Origin of the sequence: Pseudomonas mandelii (assembly GCF_002251635.1) — a bacterium.
Classification (GTDB): domain Bacteria; phylum Pseudomonadota; class Gammaproteobacteria; order Pseudomonadales; family Pseudomonadaceae; genus Aquipseudomonas; species Aquipseudomonas mandelii_B.
On the sequence record NZ_NMOJ01000200.1, the window covers coordinates 1 to 11,884 of the forward strand.

The 11,884-nt window shown below is 61.3% G+C and carries 9 protein-coding genes; all 9 read right to left on the bottom strand.

Annotation, left to right across the window (positions count from 1 at the left end; genetic code table 11):
* Window positions 1-35 precede the first annotated feature (35 nt).
* Window positions 36-1,160 (bottom strand): glycine cleavage system aminomethyltransferase GcvT, encoded by a 1,125-nt coding sequence (gene gcvT, locus B7L09_RS24560; RefSeq protein ID WP_094471010.1) that lies wholly within the window; start codon window positions 1,158-1,160, stop codon window positions 36-38.
* A 38-nt stretch (window positions 1,161-1,198) separates the two neighbouring features.
* Window positions 1,199-2,575 carry an L-serine ammonia-lyase gene (locus tag B7L09_RS24565; RefSeq protein ID WP_094471011.1) on the bottom strand — a complete coding sequence of 459 codons (1,377 nt, stop codon included), beginning with the start codon at window positions 2,573-2,575 and terminating at the stop codon, window positions 1,199-1,201.
* Between the two features lie 100 nt (window positions 2,576-2,675).
* Window positions 2,676-5,528 carry an aminomethyl-transferring glycine dehydrogenase gene (gcvP, locus tag B7L09_RS24570; protein ID WP_094471012.1) on the bottom strand — a complete coding sequence of 951 codons (2,853 nt, stop codon included), beginning with the start codon at window positions 5,526-5,528 and terminating at the stop codon, window positions 2,676-2,678.
* 11 nt (window positions 5,529-5,539) lie between these two features.
* A complete protein-coding gene (gene gcvH / locus B7L09_RS24575) occupies window positions 5,540-5,923 on the bottom strand; it encodes a glycine cleavage system protein GcvH (protein ID WP_094471013.1) in 384 nt (127 codons plus the stop codon).
* Between the two features lie 366 nt (window positions 5,924-6,289).
* On the bottom strand, window positions 6,290-7,798 hold the full coding sequence (gcsR, locus tag B7L09_RS24580; RefSeq protein ID WP_094471014.1) for a transcriptional regulator GcsR: 1,509 nt from the start codon (window positions 7,796-7,798) through the stop codon (window positions 6,290-6,292).
* A gap of 241 nt (window positions 7,799-8,039) precedes the next feature.
* Complete coding sequence (locus tag B7L09_RS24585; protein WP_094471015.1) at window positions 8,040-8,402, bottom strand: DUF5064 family protein; 363 nt, start codon at window positions 8,400-8,402, stop codon at window positions 8,040-8,042.
* Between the two features lie 12 nt (window positions 8,403-8,414).
* Window positions 8,415-9,344 carry a carbamate kinase gene (gene arcC, locus B7L09_RS24590; RefSeq protein ID WP_094471016.1) on the bottom strand — a complete coding sequence of 310 codons (930 nt, stop codon included), beginning with the start codon at window positions 9,342-9,344 and terminating at the stop codon, window positions 8,415-8,417.
* A gap of 180 nt (window positions 9,345-9,524) precedes the next feature.
* Window positions 9,525-10,535 carry an ornithine carbamoyltransferase gene (locus tag B7L09_RS24595; protein ID WP_064453904.1) on the bottom strand — a complete coding sequence of 337 codons (1,011 nt, stop codon included), beginning with the start codon at window positions 10,533-10,535 and terminating at the stop codon, window positions 9,525-9,527.
* A gap of 69 nt (window positions 10,536-10,604) precedes the next feature.
* The gene (arcA, locus tag B7L09_RS24600) at window positions 10,605-11,861 is read right to left on the bottom strand and encodes an arginine deiminase (RefSeq protein ID WP_094471017.1); all 1,257 of its coding nucleotides are present in this window, start codon (window positions 11,859-11,861) and stop codon (window positions 10,605-10,607) included.
* Window positions 11,862-11,884: the final 23 nt, after the last annotated feature.

Here is an 11,884-nt window from a genome sequence, read left to right on the forward strand (position 1 = left end):
GTTAACGCAACCGCGTTACTTATAGGAACAGTCAATCAGCCACGATAGTAACGTTGTGGAACAAATGGCATTTTGCTTACAAGCAAAGGCACCTTTTTCCCACGCACAATCGCCCATACAGGTGTGTCGATGGCGATATAAGCACTGTCGAGGTAACCCATTGCCAATGGACCGCCCAGGGTTGGGCCGAAACCACCGCTGCACACGGCGCCGATGATGTCGCCCGCTTCATTGACGATTTCTGCGCCTTCACGCACTGGCGTGCGTTCCTGAGGCAACAGGCCCACACGCTTGCGGCTGACGCCGGCTTGTTGTTGCGCGAACACGGTCTCGGCACCTGGGAAGCCGCCGGCCCGTGCGCCATCAGCGCGACGAGGCTTGGAGATGGCCCACAGCAGGCTGGCTTCGATGGGGGTGGTCTCGGTGTTCATGTCGTGGCCGTACAGGCACAGGCCCGCTTCCAGGCGCAGCGAGTCGCGGGCGCCCAGGCCGATGGCCGCCACTTCAGGTTCGGCCAGCAGGGCGCGCGCCAGGGCTTCGGCGTTGGCAGCCGGTACGGAGATTTCGAAACCGTCTTCGCCGGTGTAGCCCGAACGGCTGACAAAGCACTCGACACCCAACAGTTTCACGCGGGTGAACTGCATGAAGGTCATCTTCGCCACTTCAGGCGCCAGACGCGCCAGGACCTTCACGGCCGCCGGGCCTTGCAGGGCCAGCAAGGCGCGCTCTTCGAACAGCGGCTCAATGGTGCACTGGTCGCCGATATGTTTGCGCAGGTGCGCCAGGTCCTGGTCCTTGCAGGCGGCGTTGACCACCAGGAACAGTTCGTCGTTACCCAGGTTGGCCACCATCAGGTCGTCGAGAATGCCGCCCTGGTCGTTGGTGAACATGGCATAGCGCTGCATGCCGACCGGCAGGTCGATGATGTCGACGGGCACCAGCGTTTCGAGGGCTTTGGCGGCATTGGCGCCGGTCAGGCGGATTTGGCCCATGTGGGACACGTCGAACAACCCGGCGTGTTCACGGGTATGCAGGTGTTCTTTCATCACGCCCAGCGGGTATTGCACCGGCATGTCGTAGCCGGCGAAGGGCACCATGCGCGCGCCCAGTTCGAGGTGCAGTGCGTGCAGCGGGGTTTTCAGCAATTGTTCGGTGGACATATTCAGCTCCTGAAAAAGTGTGCGGANGCGCGTAGGCGTCAGCACTCGATAATGTTGACCGCCAAACCGCCACGGGCGGTTTCCTTGTATTTGCTTTTCATATCGGCGCCGGTCTGGCGCATGGTGCGGATGACTTTATCCAGCGAGACGAAGTGCTGCCCGTCACCGCGCAAAGCCATACGCACCGCATTGATCGCCTTGACCGAGCCCATGGCATTGCGCTCGATGCACGGCACCTGCACCAGCCCGCCAATCGGGTCGCAGGTCAGGCCGAGGTTGTGCTCCATACCGATCTCGGCNGCGTTTTCCACTTGCTGCACCGTGCCGCCAAGCACTTCGCACAGCGCGCCGGCGGCCATGGAACAGGCGACGCCGACTTCACCCTGACAACCGACTTCGGCGCCAGAGATCGACGCGTTTTCCTTGTACAAAATGCCGATGGCGGCGGCGGTGAGCAGAAAGCGCACCACGCCGTCCTCGTTCGCGCCGGGGATAAACCGCATGTAGTAATGCAACACGGCCGGCACAATCCCGGCTGCACCGTTGGTGGGCGCGGTCACCACGCGGCCGCCATTGGCGTTTTCTTCGTTGACCGCCAACGCGTACAGGTTGACCCAGTCGAGCACCGACAGCGGATCGCGCAGCGCCGATTCCGGGTTCTTGCACAGCTGGCGATGCAGGGCGGCGGCGCGGCGCTTGACCTTCAAGCCGCCGGGCAAAATCCCTTCGTTGCGACAGCCGGCGTCGACGCAGTCCTGCATCACTTGCCAGATTTTCAATAGACCGGCGCGGGTTTCCGCTTCCGGGCGCCAGGCACTTTCATTGGTCAGCATCACTTGGCTGATCGACAGCCCGTAGGTGGCGCAATGCCCCAGCAAGTCCTTGGCGTGCTTGAAGGGAAAGGTCAGCGGCGTGGTGTCTTCGACAATGCGGTCGGCGCCGGCGGCATCTTCATCCACCACAAACCCGCCGCCGACCGAGTAGTACTCGCGGCTGCGAATCTGGATACCCGCCGCATCGAAGGCACGAAAAATCATGCCGTTGGGATGGTAGGCAAGGGGTTTGCGAATCATCGCCAGGTGTTCTTTCTCATTGAACGCAATGCTGTGTTCGCCGAGCAGGTTCAAGCGACCGTCGCTGCGCATTTGCGCGAGGCGTGCAGCCACGGTTTCAGTATTGACGGTGTCCGGGTGTTCGCCTTCCAGGCCCAGTAGCACGGCCTTGTCGCTGCCGTGGCCTTTTCCGGTGGCGCCGAGCGAGCCGTAGAGCTCGACTTTGACGCAGGCGGTTGCAGTCAGCAGCCCTTCACGGCGCAAGCCTTCGGCGAAACGCGCAGCAGCGCGCATCGGGCCAACAGTGTGGGAACTGGAGGGGCCGATGCCAATCTTGAACAGGTCGAACACGCTTAAAGACATTGTTGTTCTCCGGTTTCTTGTTATAGGGGCAGCGGCAAGCCGCAAGCCGCAAGAATGCCGCTTGAAGCTTGCAGCTTATGGCTGCTTTTTTATGACTGCTTTACGCGTAAAGCTCGATCGACGGGCACGCACACACCAGGTTGCGATCGCCAAACACGTTGTCGACCCGGCCAACCGGCGGCCAGTACTTGCCTTCGATCAACGACGCAACCGGGTACACCGCTTGTTCACGGCTGTACGGGTGGCTCCATTCGCCCACCAGTTCGGCCGCCGTGTGCGGGGCGTTTTTCAGTGGGTTGTCTTCCTTGTCCAGGGTGCCGTTTTCCACCGCGCGAATTTCCTCGCGGATGGCAATCATCGCGTCACAGAAGCGGTCCAGCTCTTCCTTGGATTCGCTTTCGGTCGGCTCGATCATCAGCGTGCCCGCTACCGGGAACGACATGGTCGGCGCATGGAAGCCGAAGTCGATCAGGCGCTTGGCCACGTCGTCCACGCTGATGCCGCTGCTGTCTTTCAATGGGCGCAGGTCCAGGATGCACTCGTGCGCCACCAGGCCGTTGCTGCCGGTGTACAGCACTGGGTAGTGCTCTTCGAGGCGACGAGAAATGTAGTTGGCATTCAGGATCGCCAGCTGCGAAGCACGCTTGAGGCCCGCACCGCCCATCATGCTGATGTACATCCAGGTGATCGGCAGGATGCTCGCGCTGCCGAATGGCGCCGCGCACACCGCGCCTTCTTTACGTTCCATGGTGCCGTGACCCGGCAGGAACGGGGTCAGGTGGGATTTGACGCCAATCGGGCCAACACCCGGGCCGCCACCGCCGTGGGGAATGCAGAAGGTCTTGTGCAGGTTCAGGTGGGACACGTCGCCGCCGAACTTGCCCGGTGCGCACAGGCCGACCATCGCGTTCATGTTGGCGCCGTCGATGTACACCTGGCCACCGTTGTCGTGAATGACGCCGCAGATTTCGCGGATGCCTTCTTCGAACACGCCGTGGGTGGACGGGTAGGTGATCATCAGTGCGGCGAGGTGTTCGCGGTGCTCGATGGCCTTGGCGCGCAGGTCTTCGATGTCCACGTTGCCACGTGCGTCGCACGCGGTCACGACCACGCGCATGCCGGCCATGTTGGCGGTAGCGGGGTTGGTGCCGTGGGCCGACGATGGGATCAGGCAGATGTCACGGCGTTCTTCGCCACGGCTCTGGTGGTAGGCACGGATGGCCAAAAGGCCGGCGTACTCGCCCTGGGAACCGGCGTTCGGTTGCAGCGAGATTGCGTCATAACCGGTGGCTGCGCAGAGCATGGCTTCCAGCTCGGACGTCAGTTGCAGGTAGCCGGCGCTTTGCTCGGCCGGGGCGAACGGGTGCAGGGCACCGAATTCAGCCCAGGTCACCGGGATCATTTCGCTGGCGGCGTTGAGCTTCATGGTGCACGAGCCCAGCGGGATCATGGTGCGGTCCAGTGCCAGGTCCTTGTCGGCCAGCTTGCGCAGGTAGCGCATCAGCTCGGTTTCCGAGTGATAACGGTTGAACACCGGGTGGCTGAGGATCGGCGATTGGCGAACCAGCGCGGCCGGGAGGGTGCTGGTCACGGAAGCGGCGAGGGCGGCGAAGTCTGGCAGCGCCTTGCCGTCGGCGAACAGGGCCCACAGGGTTTCCACGTCGGCTTGCGAAGTGGTTTCGTCGAGGGACAGGCCCAGACGCTCGGCATCGACGACGCGCAGGTTGATCTGCTGGGCGCGAGCCTTGTCGTGCAACGCGGCAGTGTTGGCGCCGGTTTTAAGGGTCAGCGTGTCGAAGAAGCTTTCTTGCTCGACGTTCAGACCCAATGCGCTCAAGCCTTTGGCCAGAATCGCGGTCAGCTGGTGAATGCGCTGGGCGATCTGGGTCAGGCCTTTAGGGCCGTGGTATACGGCGTACATGCTGGCGATGTTGGCCAGCAATACCTGGGCGGTGCAGATGTTGCTGGTGGCTTTCTCGCGGCGGATATGTTGCTCGCGAGTCTGCATGGCCAGGCGCAGGGCCGGCTTGCCGAAACGGTCGACGGACACACCGACCAGACGGCCCGGCATGTCGCGCTTGAACGCATCCTTGGTGGAGAAGTAGGCCGCGTGCGGGCCACCAAAGCCCAGCGGCACGCCGAAGCGTTGCGCGCTGCCGATGGCCACATCGGCGCCGAACTCACCCGGCGGAGTCAGCAGGGTCAGGGCCAGCAGGTCGGCAGCCACGGCGACCAGCGCGTTGGCGGCGTGGAAGCGTTCGGTCAGCTCGCGGTAATCAAACACGTCACCGTTGCTGGCCGGGTATTGCAGCAGGGCGCCGAAGAACGGGCTGACGTCGGTCAGTTCGCGCTCATCGCCCACCACCACGTCGATGCCCAGCGGCTCGGCACGGGTGCGCAGTACGTCGAGGGTTTGTGGGTGGCTGTGCACGGAGGCGAAGAACGCGTTGCTGCCTTTGTTCTTGCTCAGGCGCTTGCAGAAGGTCATGGCTTCGGCGGCGGCGGTGGCTTCGTCGAGCAGGGAGGCGTTGGCGATCGGCAGGCCGGTGAGGTCGCTGATCAGGGTCTGGAAGTTCAGCAGCGATTCCAGGCGGCCTTGGGAAATCTCTGGCTGGTACGGGGTGTAGGCGGTGTACCAGGCCGGGTTTTCCAGCAGGTTACGCAGGATCGGCGACGGCGTGTGGCAGTTGTAGTAGCCCTGGCCGATGTAAGTCTTGAACAGTTGGTTCTTGCCGGCGATGGCCTTGATCTTGGCCAGGGCCTCGGCTTCGCTCAGGCCGTCTTCCAGGCCGAGCACGCTGGTGCCCTTGATGCTTTCCGGGATCACGCTGGCGCTCAGGGCTTCCAGGGAGTCAAAGCCCAGGCTGGCAAGCATGTGCTGCTCGTCTTCCTGGCGCGGGCCGATATGACGGGCGATGAATTCGTTGGCGGTNGTCAGGTTGACTTGAGTCATGTCAGCGCTCCTCAGGCTTCGGCGTTGGCTTTGATCAGACGGTCGTAAGCGTCCTGATCCAGCAGTTTGGCGACAGCCGAGGCGTCGGTTGGCTGAAAGCGGAAGAACCAGCCTTCGCCCATCGGGTCTTCGTTGACCAGTTCAGGACTGCTGTCCAGCGCCGGGTTCACTTCCAGTACATCGCCGTCCAGTGGCATGTACACGCCGCTGGCGGCTTTTACCGATTCCACGGTGGCGGCTTCGGCGCCTTTGTCGTAGGACTGCAGCTCAGGCAGTTGTACGAAAACCACGTCGCCCAGGGCGTTCTGTGCGAAGGCGGTAATGCCGACAGTGACGCTGCCATCGGCTTCGGCGCGCAGCCATTCGTGATCTTCAGTGAAACGCAACTCGCTCATGGAAACTCCTAAGGGGGCCAGACTGGTCTGGTGGACGCGATGGAATGCTTGGGCTAAAGCCCTGCTTTATGGGTGGTTACTAAGCAAGATCGCGGCCAATGTTATTTAGTCTTTATAAATCAATGACTTGAGTATTTTTAATGCGCACAGAAATCTGACGGCTGTAGCGAAATCGCTACAGTCAGAAGCAAAGAAAAAAGCCTAGGAGGATCAAAGCCTTGCACAGCGGTGATCGGGAGAGAGTGTAGCGATATCGTTCCGCTGTAGCGCTTTCAGTACAGATAGAGGTCGTTTTTAAACAGGTTTCAGGCAATACACAAATACCTGTGGGACCACAGGTATTTGTGTATTGATGCGTTTGGCGCCTCACGGCTTATTGGGAATCCCGTACTTGCGCAACCGATGAGCAATCGCCGTGTGGGAGGTTTGCAGGCGGCTGGCCAGTTGCCGGGTCGATGGATAGCTGACGTAGAGTTTTTCCAGCAGCGTCTTCTCAAACTCTTCCATCGCCTGCTCAAGGCTATCAACGTCGCCGTCGTTTTGGCGGGCTACCGAGGTGCCGGCGATGTCCAGGTCGCCGATGTCCACCAGGCTGCTTTCGCAGATGGCGGCGGCGCGGAAGATCACGTTCTGCAACTGGCGCACATTGCCCGGCCAGCGGTTACCCAGCAGCGCCGGATAAGTCCCCGGCGCCAGGCGACAGACCGGGCGCTGGATCTGCGCGCAGGCCTGCTGCATGAAATAGCGCGCCAGCAGCAGGATGTCCTGACCGCGTTCACGCAGGGGCGGGACTTCGACATTCAGGACGTTAAGGCGATAGAACAAGTCTTCGCGGAACGAACCTTCGCTGACCATTTTTTCCAGGTTGCGGTGAGTCGCGCTGAGGATTCGCACATTGACCTTGACCTCGCGATCACCCCCAACTCGCCGGAAGCTGCCGTCATTGAGAAACCGCAACAGCTTGGCCTGCAAGTACGGCGACATTTCGCCGATTTCATCCAGGAACACGGTGCCCTGGTTGGCCAGTTCCATCAGCCCAGGTTTGCCACCTCGTTGCGCACCGGTAAAGGCGCCCGGGGCATAACCGAACAGCTCGCTTTCGGCGAGGTTTTCCGGCAATGCCGCGCAGTTCAGGGCCAGGAACGGCGCACTGTGGCGTGCGCTGATGGCATGACAGGCACGCGCCACCAGCTCTTTGCCGGTGCCGGTTTCGCCCTGGATCAGCAACGGCGCATCCAGTGCCGCCACGCGCTGGGCGCGGGCCTTGAGGGTACGGATCGCCGGGGACTCGCCGAGCAACGCGTCGAAACCTTCGGCGTGATCGTGGTGCAGCGCCGACAACTGTTCGCCGATCCGGTTGGGTGGGTACAGGGTGAGCAGGGCGCCGGCGTCGGTGATCGGCGTGGCGTCGAGCAGCAGGGTCTGGCCATTGACGCTGATCTCGCGCAGAGGCAGGCGAAAGCCTTNTTCCAGCAAGGTGTCCAACAGCGCCGGGTCGTTGAACAGTTCGCTGATGCTTTCCCCGGCCGGCTCGCGGCCGTACAGGGCGATCAGCGCCGGGTTGGCCAGCAGGATCTTGCCCGCGCTGTCCACGGCCAGCACCGGGTCGGTCATGGCGGCGAGCAGCGCATCGAGCTGCAAGTGCCGCCGTTGCCCCGGAAGGATGTCGACCACCGTCATCGCTCGCACGCCGTGCACGCTGAACAACGCGTCGCGCAGTTCCTCGAGCACTTCAGGGCTGAGGGTCGGCGCGTCGATGTAGACGTTGGGCGGCACCATCTCCACCGCATCCAGATTGAGATTACGCCCACCGAGCAAGGCCAGGACTTCCTGGGTAATGCCGACGCGGTCGATGAAGCTGACGTGGATACGCATGGGGCGGATCTTGATTCTGGAGTGCGGAGGGTGGCCAGTATGCCTTGGCGCTGATGGAGATCAAAATGTGGGAGCGGGCTTGCTCGCGAATACGGTGTGTCAGTTGGCACATAGATGGCTGATACACCGTATTCGCGAGCAAGCGATAGCGGAGTGTCAGACAACATAGAGGTTGAATGTTACACCGCCATCGCGGGCAAGCCCGCTCCCACAGGTACAGCGTTCATCCAGGGGAATAGGGTTACTCGAAGTTCTCGAGGTTTACCGGGTCGCCGGATTTCATATCCAACTGCTTGCGGATGTCTTCAAACATCAAGTCGTAATGCTTGTGAACCGAGCCGATCTGGCTATGTGTCTTCGGGATTCCGTACTTCTCGGCAATAGTTGTCACGTTGTTGGCGAAGTTGTAGGCCTCAACTTTGGGTAGAAAGAAGGTCTCCGTCATGTCCTTTCCCTGCATGCTGCCGTGCATGGTGAACAATATTCCTTTGCCTTTCTGAGGATCCTGCGAGACCTCATAGTCGAGGTGCACGTTGTAGCTGACATCATCCGAGTTCAGCGCGTGGCGCTCGATGTGCAAGTGACCGGGCTCAAACGTTGCCATTGACGTTTCTCCTTATAGATAAGTAATGCCAGGTGTCGCCGTGCTGATGCGCGTGCCGGCGCTGCCCTGGACGATGGCTTCGATGTCCGAGAGTGAACCGATGACGGCGGTTTTGCCAGTCTGGCGGGCGAACTCACACGCCGCTTGCACCTTCGGCCCCATGGAGCCGGCGGCGAAGCCGAGTTTTTCCATTGCGTCGGGGTGAGCCTGGGCGATGGCCTTCTGGGTTGGCTTGCCGAAGTCGATAAAGGCCGCGTTGACGTCGGTGGCGATCACCAGCAGATCGGCGTCCAGTTGCGCGGCTAACAGCGAGGAACACAGGTCTTTATCGATGACCGCTTCCACGCCTTGCAGTTTGCCGCTGGCGCCGTACATCGTCGGGATGCCGCCACCGCCGGCGCAGATCACGATGCTGCTTTTTTCCAGCAGCCACTTGATCGGGCGAATTTCGAAGATGCGTTTNGGGCGCGGGCTGGCCACCACGCGACGGTATTTGTCGCCGTCCGGGGCAATCGCCCAGCCTTTCTCGGCGGCGAGTTTTTCCGCTTCGGCCTTGGCGTAGACCGGGCCGATGGGTTTGGTGGGGTTCTGGAACGCCGGGTCGTTGGCGTCGACTTCGACCTGGGTGAGCAGGGTCGCAAACGGCACTTCGAAGTCCAGCAGGTTGCCCAGTTCCTGTTCGATGATGTAGCCGATCATGCCTTCGGTTTCAGCGCCCAGCACGTCCAGCGGGTAAGGCGAAACCTGGGTGTAGGCCGCTGCCTGCAACGACAGCAGGCCGACTTGCGGGCCATTGCCGTGGGCGATCACCAGCTCGTTGCCGGGGTGGATCTTGGCGATCTGTTCGGTGGCGATTCGGATATTGGCGCGTTGGTTGTCCGCGGTCATGGGTTCACCACGGCGGAGCAGGGCGTTACCGCCCAGTGCAACGACGATACGCATAATAAATGTCCTTCTAGAATTCAGCGAGGTCTCCGAGCGAAGAGCAATCAGTGTGGGAGCCGGGCTTGCCCGCGATGGCATCACCCAGGTATTCCTGAGAAACCGAGGTGCCCGCATCGCAGCGCGGCGATCCTATCGCGGGCAAGCCACGCTCCCACAAAGAGCCGACCGCATCGGTGCTTAGATATCCGCCAACGCTGACACCAGGATCGCCTTGATGGTGTGCATGCGGTTTTCCGCTTGCTCAAACGCGATGTTGGCCGGCGACTCGAACACGTCCTCGGTCACTTCCACACCATTGGCCAGGTTTGGGTAGCGCGCAGCGATGTCCTTGCCGACCTTGGTTTCGCTGTTATGGAACGCCGGCAGGCAGTGCATGAACTTCACGCGGGGGTTGCCCGAGGCCTTCATCATCTTGGCGTTGACCTGGTACGGCAGCAGTTGCTCGATACGCTCGTCCCACGCTTCCACCGGCTCGCCCATCGACACCCAGATATCGGTGTGGATGAAGTCGACGCCTTTGACCGCCTCTTTCGGGTCTTCGGTGATGGTGATGCGTGCGCCGCTTTCTTCGGCAAACGCCTGGCACTGCTTGATGAAATCTTCATGCGGCCACAACGCTTTCGGCGCGCCGATGCGCACGTCCATGCCCAGCTTGGCGCCGATCATCAGCAGCGAATTGCCCATGTTGTAACGCGCGTCGCCCAGGTAGGCGTAGCTGATGTCATGCAGCGGCTTGTCGCTGTGTTCGCGCATGGTCAGGGTGTCGGCGATCATTTGCGTCGGGTGGAATTCGGCGGTGAGGCCGTTGAACACCGGCACGCCGGCGAACTTGGCCAACTCTTCGACGATTTCCTGCTCAAAGCCACGGTACTCGATGGCGTCGAACATCCGGCCCAATACGCGGGCAGTGTCTTTCATGCTTTCTTTGTGGCCGATTTGCGACGACACCGGGTCGATATAGGTGACGTGGGCGCCCTGGTCATGGGCCGCCACTTCGAACGCGCAGCGGGTGCGAGTCGAGGTTTTTTCGAAGATCAGCGCGATGTTTTTGCCCTGCAGGTGCGGACGCTCGGTGCCAGTGTATTTGGCGCGCTTGAGGTCGCGGGACAGGTCCAGCAGGTAGTTGAGCTCGCGAGTGGTGTGGTGCATCAGCGAGAGCAGGCTGCGGTTGCGCATATTGAAAGCCATTTTGGATCTCCTTGGGTTTCGGTTATCCGCCTGCTTCACGCTTTATAAGCGCGAAGCAGGGCATAAAAATTAATAGTCGATAGGGTCGCGAATGATCGGGCAGGTCATGCAGTGGCCGCCGCCACGGCCGCGGCCGAGTTCACCGGCGCTGATGGTGATGACTTCCACACCGGCCTTGCGCAGCAGGGTGTTGGTGTAGGTGTTGCGGTCGTAACCGATCACCACGCCAGGCTCCAGCGCCACCACGTTGTTGCCGTCATCCCATTGCTCGCGCTCGGCGGCGAAGCTGTTGCCGCCGGTCTCGACCACACGCAGCGCCTTGAGGTTGAGCGCTGCGGCCACGGTTTCGAGGAAGTTGGTTTTCTCCCGTTGGATATCGATGCCGTGTGGCTTGCTGTCATCAGGGCGCAGGGTGAAGGGAATGATCTGGTTGACCACTTCGGGGAAGATGGTGACCAGGTCGCGGTCGCAGAAGCTGAACACGGTGTCCAGGTGCATCGCCGCGCGGGACTTCGGCAGGCCGGCAACGATCACGCGTTCCACGGCTTTGTTCTTGAACAGGTTGCGTGCCAGTTGGCCAATCGCCTGGTGGGACGAACGTTCGCCCATGCCGATCAGTACGACACCATTGCCAATTGGCATGACGTCGCCGCCTTCCAGCGTGGCGGCACCGTGTTCCTGGTCGGGGTCGCCGTACCAGATCTGGAAGTCTGCGTTAGTGAACTCGGGGTGGAATTTGTAGATGGCCGAGGCCAGCAGGGTTTCCTGGCGTCGCGCCGGCCAGTACATCGGGTTCAGCGTCACGCCGCCGTAGATCCAGCAGGTAGTGTCGCGAGTGAACTGCGTGTTCGGCAGCGGCGGCAGAATGAAGCTTGCGTGGCCGAGGAAGTCGCGGAACATCTCGATGGTCTTGCCACCGAAACTGCTCGGCAGGTCATCGGCCGACACGCCACCAATCAGGAATTCGGCGATATNGCGCGGCTCCAGGCTGCGCAACCACGAGCTNACTTCGTTGATCAGGCCCAGGCCAACCGTATTCGCGGTGATCTTGCGTTGCAGGATCCAGTCCAGGGCTTCGGGGATGGTGACGATATCGGTCAGCAGGTTGTGCATTTCCAGCACATCAATGTCCCGCTCGCGCATCTTGGTGACGAAGTCGAAATGATCGCGCTTGGCCTGGGCGACCCACAGCACGTCATCGAACAGCAGTTCATCGCAGTTGTTGGGGGTCAGCCGCTGGTGGGCCAAACCTGGGGAGCACACCATGACTTTACGCAGTTTGCCGGCTTCGGAATGTACGCCGTACTTCACTTTTTCCGTGGTCATTACAGATCCTCCAGTGAGAACAA

Coding starts and splice junctions, on each gene's coding strand:
- gcvH (WP_094471013.1), bottom strand. CDS start 5,923: ATGAGCGAGTTGCGTTTCACTGAAGATCACGAATGGCTGCGCGCCGAA.
- B7L09_RS24585 (WP_094471015.1), bottom strand. CDS start 8,402: ATGGCAACGTTTGAGCCCGGTCACTTGCACATCGAGCGCCACGCGCTG.
- B7L09_RS24595 (WP_064453904.1), bottom strand. CDS start 10,535: ATGGCTTTCAATATGCGCAACCGCAGCCTGCTCTCGCTGATGCACCAC.
- gcvT (WP_094471010.1), bottom strand. CDS start 1,160: ATGTCCACCGAACAATTGCTGAAAACCCCGCTGCACGCACTGCACCTC.